The organism is Ensifer sp. LC384, assembly GCF_001695865.1.
GTDB lineage: Bacteria > Pseudomonadota > Alphaproteobacteria > Rhizobiales > Rhizobiaceae > Ensifer.
Window position 1 is genome coordinate 15,349 of sequence record NZ_MBST01000056.1, and the last position, 17,898, is coordinate 33,246.

15 protein-coding genes are annotated in these 17,898 nt (G+C 63.4%); 10 read left to right on the plus strand and 5 right to left on the minus strand.

The window, feature by feature from the left end:
• Nucleotides 1–15: 15 nt before the first annotated feature.
• The gene (locus BC363_RS27685) at nt 16–1,068 is read right to left on the minus strand and encodes a LacI family transcriptional regulator (protein ID WP_065784552.1); all 1,053 of its coding nucleotides are present in this window, start codon (nt 1,066–1,068) and stop codon (nt 16–18) included.
• 304 nt (nt 1,069–1,372) lie between these two features.
• Here BC363_RS27685 and BC363_RS27690 point away from each other — a divergent pair, with 304 nt between their 5' ends.
• The 9 genes from BC363_RS27690 to BC363_RS27730 all read left to right on the plus strand — a co-directional run bounded on the left by BC363_RS27690 (nt 1,373) and on the right by BC363_RS27730 (nt 11,333).
• Nucleotides 1,373–2,617 (plus strand): ABC transporter substrate-binding protein, encoded by a 1,245-nt coding sequence (locus tag BC363_RS27690; RefSeq protein WP_065784549.1) that lies wholly within the window; start codon nt 1,373–1,375, stop codon nt 2,615–2,617.
• 179 nt (nt 2,618–2,796) lie between these two features.
• Entirely contained in the window at nt 2,797–3,678 is an 882-nt protein-coding gene (locus BC363_RS27695) for a sugar ABC transporter permease (protein ID WP_065784548.1), read from the plus strand.
• Entirely contained in the window at nt 3,675–4,556 is an 882-nt protein-coding gene (locus BC363_RS27700) for a carbohydrate ABC transporter permease (RefSeq protein WP_065784546.1), read from the plus strand. The genes BC363_RS27695 and BC363_RS27700 overlap by 4 nt, the downstream gene beginning before the upstream one ends.
• Before the next feature lie 4 nt (nt 4,557–4,560).
• Entirely contained in the window at nt 4,561–5,673 is a 1,113-nt protein-coding gene (ugpC, locus tag BC363_RS27705; protein ID WP_065784545.1) for a sn-glycerol-3-phosphate ABC transporter ATP-binding protein UgpC, read from the plus strand.
• A 6-nt stretch (nt 5,674–5,679) separates the two neighbouring features.
• Nucleotides 5,680–7,191 (plus strand): GMC family oxidoreductase, encoded by a 1,512-nt coding sequence (locus BC363_RS27710; protein ID WP_065784543.1) that lies wholly within the window; start codon nt 5,680–5,682, stop codon nt 7,189–7,191.
• Nucleotides 7,188–7,967, plus strand: coding sequence for a 3-ketoacyl-ACP reductase (locus tag BC363_RS27715; RefSeq protein ID WP_065784541.1), 780 nt, complete (start codon nt 7,188–7,190; stop codon nt 7,965–7,967). The genes BC363_RS27710 and BC363_RS27715 overlap by 4 nt, the downstream gene beginning before the upstream one ends.
• Nucleotides 7,968–8,074: 107 nt before the next feature.
• The gene (locus tag BC363_RS27720; RefSeq protein ID WP_065784539.1) at nt 8,075–9,730 is read left to right on the plus strand and encodes a GMC family oxidoreductase N-terminal domain-containing protein; all 1,656 of its coding nucleotides are present in this window, start codon (nt 8,075–8,077) and stop codon (nt 9,728–9,730) included.
• 8 nt (nt 9,731–9,738) lie between these two features.
• The gene (locus BC363_RS27725; RefSeq protein ID WP_065784538.1) at nt 9,739–10,056 is read left to right on the plus strand and encodes a Dabb family protein; all 318 of its coding nucleotides are present in this window, start codon (nt 9,739–9,741) and stop codon (nt 10,054–10,056) included.
• 5 nt (nt 10,057–10,061) lie between these two features.
• Nucleotides 10,062–11,333: a glycerate kinase gene (locus BC363_RS27730; RefSeq protein WP_065784537.1), complete on the plus strand. Its 1,272-nt coding sequence runs from the start codon at nt 10,062–10,064 to the stop codon at nt 11,331–11,333.
• A 141-nt stretch (nt 11,334–11,474) separates the two neighbouring features.
• On the opposite strand, the gene BC363_RS27735 is transcribed toward BC363_RS27730, so the two are convergent.
• Nucleotides 11,475–12,812 carry an aspartate aminotransferase family protein gene (locus tag BC363_RS27735; RefSeq protein ID WP_065784536.1) on the minus strand — a complete coding sequence of 446 codons (1,338 nt, stop codon included), beginning with the start codon at nt 12,810–12,812 and terminating at the stop codon, nt 11,475–11,477.
• Nucleotides 12,813–12,961: 149 nt separating this feature from the next.
• Between BC363_RS27735 and BC363_RS27740 the strand changes: the two genes are divergently transcribed.
• Nucleotides 12,962–13,510, plus strand: coding sequence for a cupin domain-containing protein (locus tag BC363_RS27740; RefSeq protein ID WP_065784535.1), 549 nt, complete (start codon nt 12,962–12,964; stop codon nt 13,508–13,510).
• A gap of 138 nt (nt 13,511–13,648) precedes the next feature.
• On the opposite strand, the gene BC363_RS27745 is transcribed toward BC363_RS27740, so the two are convergent.
• From BC363_RS27745 to BC363_RS27755, 3 genes are read right to left on the minus strand one after another with little or no spacing between them, the layout of a single operon-like run.
• Nucleotides 13,649–14,881 (minus strand): pyridoxal phosphate-dependent aminotransferase, encoded by a 1,233-nt coding sequence (locus tag BC363_RS27745; protein ID WP_065784533.1) that lies wholly within the window; start codon nt 14,879–14,881, stop codon nt 13,649–13,651.
• Between the two features lie 25 nt (nt 14,882–14,906).
• Nucleotides 14,907–16,439, minus strand: a complete 1,533-nt coding sequence (locus BC363_RS27750; RefSeq protein ID WP_065784532.1) for an aldehyde dehydrogenase family protein — start codon at nt 16,437–16,439, stop codon at nt 14,907–14,909.
• Between the two features lie 30 nt (nt 16,440–16,469).
• Entirely contained in the window at nt 16,470–17,891 is a 1,422-nt protein-coding gene (locus BC363_RS27755; RefSeq protein WP_065784531.1) for an FAD-binding oxidoreductase, read from the minus strand.
• Nucleotides 17,892–17,898: the final 7 nt, after the last annotated feature.

The following is a 17,898-nucleotide window of genomic DNA, read 5'->3' on the forward strand; positions in this document are numbered from 1 at the left end:
GGCTCAGCCCGATGCCTACCAGTTGGCCGGGATCTGTGGAGAGAGCAGCAGTTGCAGCTTGCTGACGTCGGTTTCGCCGCCGATGCGCTGGAGCAGCACGCGGCCCATGTCCTCGCCGGTGGCCGTCAGGTCCTCGTAGATCGTCTCGACCTGGGGCTGGATTGCACCGAGCAGGTGCGAGGTCTGCTTGGCGACGATGTCATATTCCCGGCCGAGCGTCAGGCCGCAATCGCTCATGCCGGTGATGGTGGCGAGAGCGCAGACTTCACCGCCGCACATGAAACTGTCCGGCGGGTCGGGCTCGGCATACCGTTGGCGCACACGGTCGCGAATGTCGCCGGCCGGGCTGTCGAGATCGATGCCGGAGAGGATTTCGTAGGCGCAGCCCGCCTCGCGCACGGCGGTCATGAAGCCGTGCTGCAGATGGCCGCCGAAAGTGAAATCGGCCGGGCCGCTGATCAGCGCCGGCTTGCGGCGCCCCTTGGCGATCAGCCGGCGGGTCGCCTGATAGGAGAAGGTGAAGTTGTCGTAGTCGACATAGGCATGCGGCGCCGAAAGCTCCGTGCGTCCGTGGGTCACGAACGGAAAGCCGATCTCCGAAAGCAGCATGACGCGCGGATCGAGCGGTTCGGTGCGCGAGAAGATCAGGCCGTCAGCCATGCTGTTGCGGGTGATGTAGTTGACCGCCTCGACATTGGTCGTGTTGAGGAAGTTCGGCATGACGATCAGGTGGTAGGAGGTGCCCTGCAGCGCCTTGGCGATGCCGCTCATGATCGAGGTGCCGTAGCCGAGGATTTCCTCGTGCGGGTCGAGCAGCACCGCAATGACGTTGGTGCGGCCGGTCTTCAGGCGCTGGGCGGCGCGATCGGGCGAATAGCCGATTTCGATCGCCACCTCGCGAACTCGCCGGCGGGTGTCGGCGGAGATTTGTGGCGCTTCGGCAAGGGCACGCGAAACGGTGGTGACCGCCAGCCCGGTGATCTGGGCGATCGTCCGAAGGGTCGGCTTGCCGCGTCTGGCGGGCGAGCCGTTGTCTTCAGAACGGGCGGGCTTGGAGGGATCGGCCAATGCTAGTCATCCTCAAGGCGGTCAAGAGCGGCTTTTGTAACGTGGCACGAACGCTTAGGCAATCGAATCATGAAAACGTTTTAAATCTCGCGCTGCGACATGAATTGTTGCGATGCGAAAAGCCTAAGGCTGCATATAATTCAGCAATTTCAATTGCTTCTTGAGGTGAAGAAGCGCACGCGTGCGGAATGCTTGACTTGCTGAATTTATAACGTTTTAAATTGGCCAGCCGCTGCCTTAGGCGGTGCGATATCCGAGGCGGGAGGAGGTTCCGCTTCGATAACTTGCAAACGGGAGGAAAACGATGCGCAAGTTGATGACGACGACGGCTGTTGTGGCGCTGATGATGGCGGCCACTGCCGCGCGCGCAGCAGAAAACGTGGAAGTGCTGCACTGGTGGACATCCGGCGGTGAAGCTGCCGCGCTCGACGTTCTGAAGAAGGACCTCGAAGGCAAGGGCATTTCCTGGACCGACATGCCGGTCGCCGGCGGCGGCGGCACGGAAGCCATGACCGTGCTTCGCGCCCGCGTCACCTCGGGCAACGCTCCGACTGCGGTGCAGATGCTCGGCTTCGACATTCTCGACTGGGCCAAGGAAGGCGCGCTCGGCAACCTGGACGACACCGCTGCCAAGGAAGGCTGGGACAAGGTCATCCCGACAGCCCTGCAGCAATTCTCGAAATATGACGGCCACTGGATCGCCGCTCCGGTCAACGTCCACTCGACCAATTGGGTCTGGATCAACAAGGCCGCCCTCGACCGGGCCGGCGGCAAGGAGCCGACGAACTGGGACGAGCTCATCGCTCTGCTCGACAACTTCAAGGCTCAGGGCATCACGCCGATCGCCCATGGCGGCCAGCCGTGGCAGGACGCGACGATCTTCGACGCCGTCGTGCTGTCGCTCGGCACCGACTTCTACAAGCAGGCGTTCATCGATCTCGACCCGGCAGCGCTCGGCGGCGACAAGATGAAGGAAGCCTTCGATCGCATGACGAAGCTGCGCTCCTATGTCGATGACAACTTCTCCGGTCGCGACTGGAACCTCGCTTCGGCAATGGTCATCGAGAACAAGGCCGGCCTGCAGTTCATGGGCGACTGGGCTAAGGGCGAGTTCCTGAAGGCGAAGAAGGTGCCGGGCACCGATTTCGTCTGCATGCGCTTCCCAGGCACGCAAGGGTCCGTGACCTTCAACTCCGACCAGTTCGCGATGTTCAAGGTTGCCGACGACAAGATCCCTGCTCAGCTGCAAATGGCATCGGCGATCGAAAGCCCGACCTTCCAGTCGGCCTTCAACGTCGTCAAGGGTTCGGTTCCGGCCCGCACCGACGTTCCGGATACCGACTTCGACGCTTGCGGCAAGAAGGGCATCAAGGATCTCGCCGAAGCCAACACCAGCGGCACGCTGTTCGGTTCCATGGCTCATGGCCATGCCAACCCGGCTGCCGTCAAGAACGCGATCTACGACGTCGTAACGCGCGAGTTCAACGGTGAACTGTCCTCCGAAGAGGCAGTCAAGGAACTTGTCGCTGCCGTCGCGGCTGCGAAGTAACGGGCAAGACCCGGTCCGGGACGCGAACAGGCGTCCCGGACACCCATTCTGACATGCAAGCGTCTTCGCAGCGCCGCGTTCACCGCGGACGCGCGGGAGCGTTTTGATACAAAGAACCTGCGCGAATGCCGATATCAGGGAGTTTCCCGGCGGCTAAGCGCCAGAAGTGGTGAACGTTCATGGATAGCCGCAGTCGACTGCAGGACCTGATACCGAAGCTGGTCCTCGCCCCGAGCTTCGTTATCGTCCTGATCTTTGTTTATGGCTTCATCGCCTATACCGGCTTCCTGTCGATGACGGACAGCAAGATGCTGCCGTCCTACAATTTCGTCGGTTTCAGCAATTATCAGAAGCTCTGGGCCCTGCCGCACTGGTGGCGGGCGGTGAGCAACCTGGCGATCTTTGCGTCGCTCTACATCATCATCTGCTCGGTGCTCGGCCTCGGACTTGCGATCCTGCTCGATCAGAAGATCCGGGCGGAAGGTTTTCTGCGGCCGATCTATCTCTATCCGATGGCGCTGTCGTTCATCGTTACCGGCACGGCGTGGAAGTGGTTTCTCGATCCCGGCATCGGGCTTGAAAACACCATGCACCTCTGGGGCTGGGAGAGCTTTTCGTTCAACTGGATCAAGGACCGCAACTACGCGATCTATTGCGTGGTGATCGCCGCCGTCTGGCAGTCGACCGGCTTCATCATGGCGATGTTTCTCGCGGGCCTTCGCGGCGTCGACAACGAGATCATCAAGGCGGCGCAGATCGATGGTGCACCGACATCGACGATCTACCGGCGGATTATCATTCCGCTGATGCGGCCGGTGTTCCTCTCCGCCTTCGTCGTTCTCGCCCATCTGGCGATCAAGGCCTACGACCTGATCATCGCCCTCACCGGCGGCGGCCCCGGCCAGGCGACCGAACTGCCGGCGACCTTCATGTATTCCTACACCTTCACCCGCAACCAGATGGGCATCGGCGCCTCGTCGGCCATCATCATGCTGGTGATGATCTTCTCGATCATCGTTCCCTATCTCTACTCCGAAATTCGGGGAGGAAAACGCTCATGAGCGCCCCCAGCCCAGACAATGTCATCTCGCACAACCGCCTGACGCGGGCACTGATCTACACCGCGCTGATCGTTTTCGCGCTCTATTCGCTGCTGCCGCTCTACGTGATGCTGGTCAACTCGCTGAAGCCGCTCGATGAGATCCGCCAGGGCGGCATGCTCAATCTGCCGCAGACCCTGACGCTGGAGCCCTGGCTTTCCGCTTGGTCGACGGCGCAGATCGGCGTGCAGCCGACCGGCCTGAGGCCGTTCTTCATTAATTCCATCCTGATGGTGGTGCCGGCCGTCGCGATCTCGACGCTCATCGGTGCGCTCAATGGCTACGTGCTGACCAAGTGGCGCTTTCCCGGTGCCAACATCTTCTTCGGCATGCTGCTTCTGTCGTGCTTCATCCCGTTCCAGATCGTGCTGATCCCGATGGCGCGCATGCTCGGCATCATCGGTCTTGCCGGCTCGATCTGGGGCCTGATCTTCGTGCACGTGATTTACGGCCTCGGCTTCACCACGCTCTATTTCCGCAACTACTACGAGGCCTTCCCGACGGAACTCGTGCGTGCGGCACAGATCGATGGCGCCAGCTTCTTCCAGATCTTCTGGCGGATCATGCTGCCGTCGTCCGGCCCGATCATCGTCGTCTCCGTCATCTGGCAGTTCACCAATATCTGGAACGACTTCCTGTTCGGGGCGTCCTTCTCCGGCGCGTCCTCGACGCCGATGACGGTGGCGCTCAACAACCTCGTCAGCTCGTCGACCGGGGTCAAGGAATACAACGTTCACTTCGCAGGCGCGATTCTCGCCGCCCTGCCAACGCTCATCGTCTACATCGTGTCCGGCCGCTACTTCGTGCGCGGGCTGATGTCCGGCGCCGTGAAAGGATAAGCCCATGTCTTTCCTCAAAATCAGCAACCTGCGCAAATCCTACGGCTCGCTCGAGATCCTGAAGGACATCAACCTGGAGATCGATGAAGGCGGATTCCTCGTGCTCGTCGGCCCGTCCGGCTGCGGCAAGTCGACCCTGCTCAACACCATTGCCGGTCTCGAACCGATCACGTCGGGGGAGATCGCCATCAACGGCCGGTCGGTCGCCGATCTGCATCCGTCGAAGCGCGACATCGCCATGGTGTTCCAGTCCTACGCGCTCTATCCGAACATGACGGTCGCCGGCAACATCGCCTTCGGCATGGAAATCCGCGGCGTGCCGAAGGACGAACGCGAGAAGGCGATCAAGCAGGTCGCCGACATGCTGCAGATCGGCCATCTGCTCGATCGTAAGCCGAGCCAGCTCTCCGGCGGCCAGCGCCAGCGTGTCGCCATGGGCCGCGCGCTCGTGCGCAACCCGCAGGTCTTTCTCTTCGACGAACCGCTGTCGAACCTCGACGCCAAGCTGCGCGTCGACATGCGTACCGAGATCAAGCGTCTCCATCACCGGATGAAGACGACCATCGTCTACGTGACGCACGACCAGATCGAGGCGATGACACTGGCGACCAAGATCGCGGTATTGAAGGACGGCGTGCTGCAGCAGTTCGGGACGCCGGCCGAAATCTATAACAATCCGGCCAACATGTTCGTCGCCGACTTCATGGGATCGCCGGCCATGAACCTGTTGACGGCGCGCATCGAAAAGAGCGGTTCCGACGTTGCCGTCACGCTCGCGCGCCCGAACGCCGAGCCGATGAGGCTTGCCGTGCCGCATAACGGCGCACTCGCCGCCTATGCCGGCAAGGACGTCGTCTTCGGCATCCGTCCGGAAGCGCTGACCGATCCGGATGGTGCCGACCGCAATGCCAAGGCGATCGTCGAAGGCGAATGCCTGATCGAGGTGGTTGAGCCCGCGGGTTCGGACACCTTCGCGGTGACCCGCCTCGGCGGTAAGGAGGTCGTTGCCCGCCTGCGCGCCGATGCGCGCATCGCACCCGGCCAGACGTCGCAGCTCGCCTTCAATCTCGACAAGGCAGTGTTCTTTGATCCTCAGACGCAGCAACGGATCGCGTAACCGACGATGCAGACGCAGCCGGACATCGTCATCATCGGGTCGGGGATCGGCGGCTCCACCATTGCGGCGGGGCTCGCCGGCTCGGGTGCTCGCATAGCCATACTCGAGCGCGGCGAGCGCCTGCCCGACACACCGGACGCGCGCAGCTATAGCTCGATCTTCGTCAAGGGCCATTTCCGACCCAAGGAGATGTGGCGCGAAGAGGATGGTACCGAGTTCAATCCGGGAAATTTCTATTTCGTCGGCGGCAATTCCAAACTCTTCGGCGCGGTGCTCTTGCGCTACCGCGCCGAGGATTTCACCGAGATGCAGCATCTTGGCGGCGTTTCGCCGGCCTGGCCCTTTCCGTACGAAGAGTTGGAGCCGTGGTACGGCAAAGCCGAGCAATTGTTCGAGGTGCGCGGCGAATTGGGCCAGGACCCGACGGAGCCGTTCCACGCCTCGCCCTACCCTTACGGCGCGGTACCAGACGAGCCGGCCATTGCCCGCGCTCGCGCCGAATTGAAGGCGCAGGGGCTGCATCCGGCGACGCTGCCGCTTGGCGTCGATATCGACACGTGGCTGGCCGGTGGGCGCACGCCATGGGACGGGTTTCCTAACACAGGCGAGGGCAAGAAAGATGCCGAGACCGCATCTCTCGCCTCCGCGCTGAAGGATCCCAATATCGAGCTGATCACCTCCGCGCATGTCGACACGCTGGAGATAGGTCGAGGTGGCCGGATTGAAGCGATCCACTACACCCATAGAGGCGAGAGGAAGCGCCTTTCGCCCGGGTTGGTGATCCTGTCGGCGGGCGCGATCAACTCAGCGGCTATCCTGCTGCGCTCCGGCGACGGCAAGGGACTGGCCAACGCCTCCGACCAGGTCGGCCGCAATTTCATGAACCATAATTGCAGCGCCATGCTGGCGATCAATCCGTTCAGGCGCAATGACAGCGTCTACCAGAAGACGCTGATGTTGAACGATTATTACCTGACCGGCGGCAGGAACGGTTTGCCGCTCGGCAATGTCCAGCTGCTCGGCAAGATCAACGGCGACATCCTCAAGGCCAATGCGCCGGGAGGATTTCGCTTCTGGGCGCCGCGCTTCGCGTTCGACTTCATGGCCGGTCACGCGGTCGACTGGTACATGATGACGGAGGACCTGCCGAACCCGGAAAGCCGCATCATGGTCGACGGCAAGGGCATCATCATGCAGTGGCGGCGCTCGAACATGGCGGCGCTTTCCGGCCTCGAAACGAAGATGCGTGAGCACTTCAAGGCTGCAGGCTATCCGATCGTGCTTTCCCAGGCCTTTGACAAGCGCACGCCGTCGCATCAGTGCGGGACGGTGCGGATCGGCAAGGACCCGAAAGACGCGCCGCTCGACGTCTATTGCCGCGCCTTCGATCATCCGAACCTCTTTGTTGTAGACGCCAGCTTCCTGCCGACCTCGGCGGCCGTCAACCCGGCGCTGACGGTGGCGGCACAGGCGCTGCGTGTTGCCGACCATATCGTTGCGAAGGAGCTGAGCGCATGACGACATCGACGCGTCCCGCGGCTGTTGTCACCGGTGGCCGGCGCGGCATCGGCCTCGGTGTTGCCCGTGCGCTGGCGCGTGACGGCTTCGATATCGCGCTGACCGGCCTCGGTGCAGCGGACCAGACGACGCAGACGACGCTCGCCGAGCTATCGGCACAGGGCGGCCGGGCCATCTACCTCGAGGCCAATCTCGCCGATGTCGGTGCGCATGCCGCAACCGTTGCCGGCATCCGCCAGGAGCTGGGCCCTATCCGTTGCCTCGTCAACAATGCCGGTATCGCCTCCGTCGTGCGCGGTGATTTTCTCGACCTGCTGCCGGAGAATTTCGACACGATCGTCGCCACCAACCTGCGCGGCACGGTGTTCTTTACCCAGGCCGTGTTGCTCTCGATGCTCACCGAGCCGCCGGGCGCAACGCCGCGTTCGATCATCAACATCACCTCGGTTTCCGCGACCATGAGTTCGCCCGAGCGGCTCGACTATTGCATGACCAAGGCCGGGCTTGCCGCCTTCAGCCAGGGGCTCGCCTTGCGGCTGGCCGACACCGGCATCTCCGTCTTCGAAATCCGACCGGGCGTCATCCGGTCCGACATGACCGCCGGCGTTTCGGCGAAATACGACGCCCTGATCGACGGCGGTCTCGTGCCGATGAAGCGCTGGGGCGAGCCCGAGGACATCGGCAACATCGCCGCCGGGCTTGCCGGCGGGAAATTCGGCTTTGCCACGGGCTCCGTCATCCAGGCGGATGGCGGCCTGTCGATCGGTCGACTCTAGGGAACAGTGCAGGGCAGTCAGAGGCTCGCAAGAGCGAGCGGGTTTTGAGTTTATCACGTCGGAAATTTGGAACGTTCCAAATGCCGTGCCGTGGAGGAAGACAGGCAATGACATACGACTATATCATCACCGGTGCCGGCCCTGCCGGCTGCGTTCTTGCCAACCGCCTCTCCGAGGATCCGTCCGTGCGTGTGCTGTTGCTGGAGGCGGGCGGCGGCGACTGGAACCCGCTGTTTCACATGCCGGCCGGTTTCGCCAAGATGACCAAGGGCGTCGCCAGCTGGGGCTGGGAGACGGTGCCGCAGAAGCACATGAAGGGCAGGGTGCTGCGCTACACCCAGGCCAAGGTGATCGGCGGCGGCTCGTCGATCAATGCCCAGCTCTATACCCGTGGCAATGCGGCGGACTACGACCTCTGGGCGTCCGAGGACGGTTGCTCCGGCTGGGACTACCGCAGCGTTCTTCCTTATTTCAAGCGGGCGGAAGACAACCAGCGCTTTGCCGACGACTATCATTCCTATGGCGGTCCGCTTGGCGTTTCGATGCCCGTTTCCACGCTGCCGATCTGCGACGCCTATATCCGCGCCGGCCAGGAACTCGGCATCCCCTATAATCACGATTTCAACGGCCGCCAGCAGGCGGGGGTCGGCTTCTACCAGCTGACGCAGCGCAACCGCCGCCGGTCGAGCGCATCGCTTGCCTATCTCTCGCCGATCAAGGACCGGCGGAACCTTAACGTGCGCACCGGCGCGCGCGTCGCCCGGATCGTACTCGAAGGCACGCGTGCCGTCGGCGTCGAAGTGGTAACGGCCAAGGGAAGCGAAACCATCCGGGCGGAGCGGGAAGTTCTGGTCTCGTCAGGCGCCATCGGTTCGCCGAAGCTGCTGCTACAATCCGGTATCGGGCCGGCAGATCATCTGAAGTCGGTGGGCGTGCAGGTAAAGCACGACCTGCCCGGCGTCGGCGGCAACCTTCAGGATCATCTCGACCTCTTCGTAATCTCAGAATGCACCGGCGACCATACCTATGACAATGTGGCGAAGCTGCATCGGACGCTCTGGGCCGGGCTGCAATATGTGCTTTTCCGCTCCGGCCCGGTGGCGTCTAGCCTGTTTGAGACCGGCGGCTTCTGGTACGCGGATCCGGATGCCCGCTCGCCGGATATCCAGTTCCATCTCGGTCTCGGCTCCGGCATCGAGGCTGGCGTCGCGCGACTGAAGAACGCAGGCGTGACGCTCAATTCCGCCTATCTGCATCCGCGCTCGCGCGGCACTGTCAGGCTTTCGGCCGCCGATCCGGCCGCAGCCCCGCTGATCGATCCGAACTATTGGGAAGATCCGCACGACCGCAAGATGTCGATCGAGGGGCTGAAGATCGCCCGCGAGATCATGCAGCAGGCGGCGCTCAAGCCTTTCGTGCTGGCGGAACGTTTGCCGGGCAACAGTATCGTCTCCGACGCGCAGTTCTTCGACTATGGCTGCGCCAATGCCAAGACCGACCACCACCCGGTCGGCACCTGCAAAATGGGCACCGACGCCATGGCCGTCGTCGGCCTCGACTTGAAAGTGCGTGGCCTCGAAGGTCTTCGCGTCTGCGACAGTTCGGTCATGCCGCGCGTTCCCTCTTGCAACACCAACGGGCCGACGATCATGATGGGCGAGAAGGGCGCCGACATCATTCGCGAACTCCAGCCCCTGCCGCCGGCGATCTTCGCCCATGAACGAAACGATGCCCGGCCGCGGGCCCGCGCCGATATCCGCTGAGGAAAATCATGATCCGCCACTGTGTCTTCATTCGCTTCCGTCCAGAAATTCCGGCGGATGAGAAAGCGTCGATCTTCGCCGAGATTGCGGCGCTGAAAAGCCGGCTCCCCGGGCTGCTGGCAACCCATGCCGGCGCCAATGTCAGCCCGGAAACCGGCATGGACAAGGGCTATGCCGAAGGCTTCATCGTCGATTTCGCCGATGCCGCAGCGCGCGACGCTTATCTCGACGACCCGCAACACCGACAGACCGGCGCAAAAATCGTTGCGGCTGCGCAAGGCGGCACCGACGGCATTTTTGTCTACGACCTCGAAGTCCGGGGCTAAGGACGATGGCAGACTTTGACGCGCGTCCCTTTCTCACCACTCTTTTCGAGGCGGCTGTGCGTGCAGCCGACCCCTACGAGGCGATCCGCGCACATCTGCCGGAAAGACCCAAGGGGCGAACGATCGTCGTCGGCGCGGGGAAGGCCGCAAGCCAGATGGCCGCTGCCTTCGAGAGACTGTGGGATCATCCGCTGACCGGCACCGTCGTTGCGCGTCACGGGCCGATCGAACATTGCGAGCGCATCCGCGTGCTGCAATCCGCCCATCCGGTGCCGGATGAGGCCGGTCTCAGGGCATCGGAAGAGTTGCTGAAGCTGGTGAAAGGTCTGAGCGCTGACGATCTGGTCGTCGCGCTGATCTCCGGCGGCGGGTCAGCCCTGTTGCCGGCGCCGCCCGATGGTTTGACGCTTGCCGACGAGATCGCTGTCAACAAGGCGCTGCTCGCCTCCGGCGCACCGATTTCCGCGATGAACGTCGTGCGCAAGCATGTGTCGCGCATCAAGGGCGGGCGCCTGGCGGCAGCGGCAGCGCCGGCGCGTGTCGTCAGTCTCGTCGTTTCCGACGTTCCCGGCGACAATCCCGCCTTCGTTGCCTCCGGTCCGACGGTGCCCGATGGCAGCACGCCACGGGAGGCACTCGATGTGGTTACCCGCTATGGCATGGCTCTTCCCGATGGCGTGATGGCCCATCTTAGATCTGAAGTAGCGCGGGCGCCTGATCCGTCGGACCCGGTTTTCCGCCGACACGCATGCCACGTGATCGCGTCGGCAAGCGTGTCGCTGGAGGCTGCCGCGAGGAAGGCGAAGGAATTGGGCGTTGAGGCTCGGATCCTGTCGGATGCGATCGAAGGCGAAGCGCGCGATATCGGCCGCATGCATGCGGCGCTGGCGCGCGAAGTCGCGCTGCGCAATCGCCCTTTCCAAAAGCCGGTCGTGCTCCTGTCCGGCGGCGAGACGACGGTGACGATATCGGGCAAGGACTACGGCAAGGGCGGCCGCAACACCGAGCTGTTGCTATCGCTGGCACTCGATATTGATGGTCTCGATGGGATCGATGCCTTGGCGGCGGATACGGACGGCATCGACGGGTCGGAAGACAATGCCGGTGCGTTCGCCAATGGCGGCAGCGTCAACCGGATGCGTGCTACGGGCGCCGATCCGCGAGCGCATCTCGCGCGTCACGATGCCTGGTCGGCATTCTCAGCGAGCGGCGATCTTTTCGTGCCCGGCCCGACCGGAACCAATGTCAACGATTTCCGGGCAATGCTGATCCGCTAGATGGCGCAATGCTGGACGGAAACCATTTCGCGTTTACCCGGAATTGCTTAGCCGGATTCGCGCACGCTCGTGGAGTGGCTCATCGGAAACGCATTCGTCGCCGCTGCCGAAGTGCTCGGCAGCGGCGACGTAATCTTTCACCTACTTCGCGCGCTTCAGCGCATCGCCGAGGATCGAGACGATTTCACCAAAATGTTTTTCCTCGGCAATCAGCGGCGGCGAGAAGGCGATGATGTCGCCGGTCACGCGGATCAGCAGGCCCTTTTCGAAGCAATCGACGAAGACGTCATAGGCACGGGTGCCGACGGCGCCATCGCGCGACTGCAGCTCGATACCGGCGATGAGGCCGATGGTGCGGATGTCGATGATGTTCGGCAGGCCCTTCAGCGAATGCATGGCATCGTGCCAGGCGTCCTGCAGCTCGGCGGCGCGGGTCATCAGGCCCTCGTCGCGGTAGATGTCGAGCGTGGCGATGCCGGCGGCGCAGGCGGCCGGGTGGCCGGAATAGGTGTAGCCGTGGAACAGCTCGATCTGATTTTCCGGGCCGTGCATCAGCGCGTCGTGCACCTTGCGGCTGGCAAAGACCGCGCCCATCGGAATGGCGCCGTTGGTAAGCCCCTTGGCCGCCGTCACCAGATCCGGGGTGACGCCGAAGAAGTCGGTGGCGAAGGCCGCGCCGAGGCGACCGAAGCCGGTGATCACTTCGTCGAAGATCAACAGGATGCCGTGCTTGTCGCAGATCGCGCGCAGCCGCTCGAGGTAGCCCTTCGGCGGGATGAGCACGCCGGTCGAACCGGCAACCGGCTCGACGATGCAGGCGGCGATCGTCTCGGCGCCGTGCAGCGCCACCAGCCGCTCGAGATCGTCGGCAAGCTCGGCGCCGTGTTCTGGCTGGCCCTTGACGAAGGCGTTCCTGGCAAGATCGTGGGTGTGGCGCAGGTGGTCGGAACCGGGGAGCTGCGGGAAGACACGGCGGTTGTTGAGAATGCCGCCGACCGAGATGCCGCCGAAGCCGACGCCGTGATAGCCGCGCTCACGACCGATCAGGCGCGTGCGGGTGCCCTGGCCGATCGAGCGCTGATAGGCGATCGCCATTTTTAGCGCGGTGTCGACCGATTCCGAGCCCGAGCCGGTGAAGAACACGCGGTCGAGCTTCTGGCCTTCCGGTCCCGGCGCAATCTCGGCGAGGCGTTCGGCAAAGTCGAAGGCGATCGGATGGCCCATCTGGAAGGAGGGGGCGAAATCCATCGTCGACAGCTGGCGCTCGACGGCCGAGGCGATCTGGCGGCGGCCATGGCCGGCATTGACGCACCAGAGACCGGCGGTGCCATCGAGGATCGTACGGCCGTCTGTGCTGGTGTAGTGCATGCCTTCGGCGGATGCGAGCAGGCGGGGTGCCGCCTTGAACTGCCGGTTGGCGGTAAAGGGCATCCAGTAGCTGTCGAGTACCGGGGCGTTGGGCTTGGTGTGCTGGTTCATGGCATCCTCCTGAAGGTTGGGGGATTGACGCCATGATTTGAATTGCCAAACAAGTCCTTTTCTGCTGTCCTTCAAACCATTGAATTTTATGGGACGAGGTCCAAGAAGTTGCGATATTCCGAACAACCTGAACACCGGGATGAGGGCCCATGACCGTTGATATCGGAAACCGGCTGCGCCACATCCGGCTGATGCACAATCTTTCGCAGCGCGAACTTGCCAAGCGGGCGGGCGTGACCAATTCGACGATCTCGCTGATCGAATCGAACGCCTCCAACCCATCGGTCGGCGCATTGAAGCGCATCCTCGATGGCATTCCGATCGGGCTTGCGGAGTTCTTCTCCTTCGAGCCGGAACGGCCGCGCAAGGCCTTCTATGCGGCGGAGGAACTGGTCGAGATCGGCAAGGGGCCGATTTCGTACCGCCAGATCGGCGAAAATCTCTTCGGCCGCAGCCTGCAGATCCTGAAGGAGTGTTATCAGCCGGGCGCCGATACCGGAAAGGTGCCGCTGGTGCATGACGGCGAGGAGGGCGGTATCGTGCTGTCGGGGCGCATCGAGGTCACTGTCGACGACGAGCGGCGGATATTGGGGCCCGGTGACGCCTATTATTTCGAAAGCCGGCGGCCGCATCGCTTCCGGTGCGTCGGGCCGGTACCTTGCGAGGTGATCAGCGCCTGTACGCCACCGACGTTTTGAGCGTTGGAGCGGGAGGCGCCCCTCATCCCGCTGCCGCGACCTTCTCCCCGCTTGCGGGGAGAAGGGATATGCCGTGCCCTCTTAATTCCCTCGCCCCGCAAGCGGGGAGAGGGTTAGGGTGAGGGGCAGACTTCCCAATTAAGAAAGCCGCGTGCAGGCCTCTGCGATGCGCTGCAGCGCTTCCTTCAGTTCCGCTTCCGACGTCGCATAGGAGATGCGGAAGAACGGCGACAGGCCGAAGGCCGAGCCTGGAACGACGGCAACGTGGGCGTCGTCGAGCAGGTAGGCGCAGAAGTCCGTGTCCGTCTCGATCGTCTTGCCCGAAGGCGTCACCTTGCCGAGCATGCCGGCGCAGCCGGAGAAGGTGTAGAAGGCACCTTCCGGGACGCGGCAGTCGAGGCCGTCGATGGCATTGAGGCCGCTGACGACGAGATCGCGGCGGCGCTGGAAGCTGGCCGTGCGTTCCTTCAGGAAATCCTGCGGGCCGGTCAGCGCTGCCACCGAAGCGGCCTGGCTGACCGAAGATGGGCAGGAGGTCGCCTGGCTCTGGACGACGGCCATCGCCTTGATCAGCGCGCGCGGACCACCGGCATAACCGATGCGCCAGCCGGTCATGGCATAAGCCTTGGAGACGCCGTTGACCGTCAGGGTGCGATCCTTGAGGCGAGGTTCCAGCTGGGCGGGCGTGACGAAGCGGAAGCCGTCATAGACGATGTGCTCGTACATGTCGTCGACCAGCAGCCAGACATGCGGATGCCTCAGGAGCACGTCGAGCAGCGGCCGGTAGTCGGCAGCGCTGTAGGCAGCGCCCGAAGGGTTGGAGGGCGAGTTCAGGAGCACCCAGCGCGTCTTCGGCGTGATCGCCGCTTCGAGCTTGTCGGCGGTAAGGCGGAAGCCCGAGGCCGCGTCGCAGGGGATCAGCACCGGCTTGCCTTCGCAGATCTGGACGATATCCGAATAGGAGGTCCAGTAGGGCGTCGGGATGACGACTTCGTCGCCGGCATCGATCGTCGCCATCATGGCGTTGAACAGGATCTGCTTGGCGCCGGTGGCAACCGTGATCTCGTCCTGTTCGTAGGCGAGGCCGTTCTCGCGCTGGAACTTTTCGCGGATCGCCTTCTTCAGTTCCGGCGTGCCGTCGAGGGCGGTGTATTTGGTTTCGCCGCGCTGGATCGCCTCGCAGGCGGCCTGCTTGACGTAGTCAGGCGTGTCGAAATCCGGCTCGCCTGCGCCCAGAATGATGACCGGCTTGCCCTCGCGTTTCATCGCCTGGGCGCGCGCGCCGATCTTGAGGATTTCGGATACCCCGATCGAGGAGATCCGCGAGGCGGGCTGGAAGCCCGCCTCCTTGACCGTTGCATTGATGGTCATGATCGATCCTATTCGATGTCGCCAACTATTCGATGTCGAACGAGACGCCCTGCGCCAGCGGCAGAGCCTTCGAGTAGTTCACCGTGTTGGTGGCGCGGCGCATATAGGCCTTCCACGAGTCGGAGCCCGATTCGCGGCCGCCGCCGGTTTCCTTTTCACCACCGAAGGCGCCGCCGATTTCGGCGCCCGAGGTGCCGATGTTGACGTTGGCGATGCCGCAATCCGAGCCGTCGACGGCGAGGAACCGTTCGGATTCCTGCATGTCGCGGGTGAAGATCGACGAGGACAGGCCGGCTGCAACCGCATTGTGATCGGCGACAACGGCGTCGAAGTCGCTGTACTTCATGACGTAGAGGATCGGCGCGAAGGTTTCTTCCAGAACCGGACCAGCCTGCTTCGGCATTTCGACCAGGGCCGGCTTGGCGTAGTAGCCGTTGGCATAGCCGAGCTCGACGCGTTCGCCGCCGGTGACGGTGCCGCCATGGGCCTTGGCTTCGTCGATCGCCTTCTGCATGCCTTCGAAGGCCGCCTTGTCGACCAGCGGGCCGACGAGTGCCGTGGTTTCCAGCGGGTTGCCGACCGAGACCGAGCCGTAGGCCTTCTTCAGGCGCGGAACGAGCTGGTCGTAGACGCTTTCATGGACGAACAGGCGGCGCATGGTCGTGCAACGCTGGCCGGCGGTGCCCATGGCACCGAAGGCGATGGCGCGCAGCGCCATGTCGAGATCGGCCGACGGGCAGACGATACCGGCATTGTTGCCGCCGAGTTCGAGGATGGCGCGGGCGAAACGCTTGGCAAGGCGCGGGCCGACGTCGCGACCCATACGGGTCGAGCCGGTGGCCGAAACCAGCGGAACCTTCGGGTTGTCGACAAGGACTTCACCGACGGTGCGGTCGCCGATCAGGACCTGCGACAGGCCTTCCGGCGCATCGCCGAAGCGGGCAAGCGCGCGTTCGAAGATCGCCTGCGATGCAAGAGCCGTGAGCGGGGTCTTTTCCGACGGCTTCCAGACGACGGAGTTGCCGCAGACGAGCGCAAGCGCCGTGTTCCACGACCAGACGGCGACGGGGAAGTTGAAGGCGGAGATGACGCCGACGACGCCAAGCGGATGCCAGGTTTCCATCATGCGGTGGCCGGGACGCTCGGTGGCGATCGTCAGACCGTAGAGCTGGCGGGAAAGACCGACTGCGAAATCGCAGATGTCGATCATTTCCTGGACTTCGCCGAGACCCTCGGAGGTGATCTTGCCGGCTTCGATCGAAACCAGGCGACCAAGATCGGCCTTGAAGGTGCGCAGCTCTTCGCCGAGCAGGCGGATCAGTTCGCCGCGCTTCGGCGCCGGAACCAGGCGCCAGGCCCTGAAGGCTTCATGGGCCTTGTCGATCTTGGCGGCAGCGTCAGTGGCCGAAACCGTCTTCAGGCTGGCGATCTGCTCGCCGGTGACCGGGCTGAACGACGGCATGTCGCCGCCGGTGTAGAGTTCCTTGGCGACGCCCATCTTTTCGAGCAGCGCTGCTGCTTCCTTGGTGACGTCGATCTTCTTCGTTGCAATGTTCATCTGGTCTGACTCCCGTTTTCCTGCCCTGGTCTATCCGAAGCGCACGCTGCCGAGTTTCCCCGGCGAGGTGAGCGTCTTCAGGCCCGCGGCCATGTCCTTGAGTTTGTCGGTTGTATAAATGTCGTAATAGGCCTGGTTGCGGCGGCCTATCGCATGTTCCGCGCTGAAACTGCCGTGATACTCCTCGACGGCCACGGCGAAAACCCATTCTCTCAAACGCTGCTCGAATGTCGGATCGCTAAGCAGCGGGCTGTCCTTCGGCACCACGAGATTGAAGTGTACACCACCGTCGCCGATATGGCCGAAGTCGCAGACGGTGACGTCAGGAAACCTGTTCGGCATCTCGGCCTTCATGTGGTCGCAGAAGGCCATGATGTCACCCCTGCGGAAGGAAACGTCGAAGGCGATCAGCTTGCCCAGGTGCTTCACGCCTTCCGACAGTGCGTGGCGCAGCGCCCAGATTTCATGCGGCGGGCCGACGAAGGCGTCGGCGAGCGGTGCCGTCTCCATCTCCCAGATCTCGGCCAGCACCGTTTCGAGCACGGCGTCGAGCGATTGCTCGCCTTCGCGTAGGCCCCAGGTGCGGCTGATCTCGGCGAGGATGACGTAATCCGGGACATGTCCGCCCTGGAAAGGGTTCTTCAGCGACGGGACATGCGCGAACGCCGCCTTGACGGCGTTACTCGACATGCCCTCGAAGGCTGAGAGATAGGCGCCGAGGCGCTCTTCCATGGCGCGCAGCAGCGGCATCACATGGGCGCCGCTTGCCGGCACCAGCAGCGCGGTCGCTGTCTGCTGCGGCAATCGCTCCAGATTGAGCACGCATTCGGTGACGATGCCGAAGGCGCCGGAGGTGCCGACAAAGATCTGTTTCCAGTCGACGCCGGTGTTGTTCTTGCGCAGGTCGCATTGAAGATCGAGCACGGTGCCGTCTTCATCAGCGAGAACCACGGTGAGGCCGAGCGTGTTGCGGCGGACGTCACCGTATTTCAGGAAGCGCGAGCCGCCGGTGTTGGTGGCGATCATGCCGCCGATCCGCGGATCGGCGCCGAGGTCGATCGGGAAGAACAGGCCATGTTCTTCCAGCCGGCGGTTGAGATCCGAAAGCCTGAGCCCGGCATCGACGCGCACCGAGCGGTTGTCGAGATCGAGTTCGAACGCCTTGGCGAGGCGGTCGAGGCTGAGGACCGCCTCGTTGCCGGATGCGTCCGGGGTCGAGCCGGAGACAAGTCCGGTATTGCCCGATTGCGGGATCAGGGCGATGCCATGGCGCACGCAATAGGCAACGGTTGCCGAGGTTTCCACTGTTGTTGCCGGCCGCAGCACGACCGAAGCCCGGCCGCGATCATAGCGCGCGCCGGTCTCGTAGGCTTCCATGTCTTCAGCGCGCGTGACCACACCCTTGTCGCCAAGGATGCCGGTCAGCGCGTCGATGTGTACCTGTTCGATCATCTTGAAC

Bases quoted from the DNA above. Each gene is read 5' to 3' on its own strand.
- BC363_RS27690 (WP_065784549.1), top strand. From the start codon at position 1,373: ATGCGCAAGTTGATGACGACGACGGCTGTTGTGGCGCTGATGATGGCG.
- BC363_RS27745 (WP_065784533.1), bottom strand. From the start codon at position 14,881: ATGACCATCAATGCAACGGTCAAGGAGGCGGGCTTCCAGCCCGCCTCG.
- BC363_RS27695 (WP_065784548.1), top strand. From the start codon at position 2,797: ATGGATAGCCGCAGTCGACTGCAGGACCTGATACCGAAGCTGGTCCTC.
- BC363_RS27700 (WP_065784546.1), top strand. From the start codon at position 3,675: ATGAGCGCCCCCAGCCCAGACAATGTCATCTCGCACAACCGCCTGACG.
- BC363_RS27710 (WP_065784543.1), top strand. From the start codon at position 5,680: ATGCAGACGCAGCCGGACATCGTCATCATCGGGTCGGGGATCGGCGGC.
- BC363_RS27750 (WP_065784532.1), bottom strand. From the start codon at position 16,439: ATGAACATTGCAACGAAGAAGATCGACGTCACCAAGGAAGCAGCAGCG.
- ugpC (WP_065784545.1), top strand. From the start codon at position 4,561: ATGTCTTTCCTCAAAATCAGCAACCTGCGCAAATCCTACGGCTCGCTC.
- BC363_RS27715 (WP_065784541.1), top strand. From the start codon at position 7,188: ATGACGACATCGACGCGTCCCGCGGCTGTTGTCACCGGTGGCCGGCGC.
- BC363_RS27755 (WP_065784531.1), bottom strand. From the start codon at position 17,891: ATGATCGAACAGGTACACATCGACGCGCTGACCGGCATCCTTGGCGAC.
- BC363_RS27725 (WP_065784538.1), top strand. From the start codon at position 9,739: ATGATCCGCCACTGTGTCTTCATTCGCTTCCGTCCAGAAATTCCGGCG.
- BC363_RS27740 (WP_065784535.1), top strand. From the start codon at position 12,962: ATGACCGTTGATATCGGAAACCGGCTGCGCCACATCCGGCTGATGCAC.
- BC363_RS27735 (WP_065784536.1), bottom strand. From the start codon at position 12,812: ATGAACCAGCACACCAAGCCCAACGCCCCGGTACTCGACAGCTACTGG.
- BC363_RS27730 (WP_065784537.1), top strand. From the start codon at position 10,062: ATGGCAGACTTTGACGCGCGTCCCTTTCTCACCACTCTTTTCGAGGCG.
- BC363_RS27720 (WP_065784539.1), top strand. From the start codon at position 8,075: ATGACATACGACTATATCATCACCGGTGCCGGCCCTGCCGGCTGCGTT.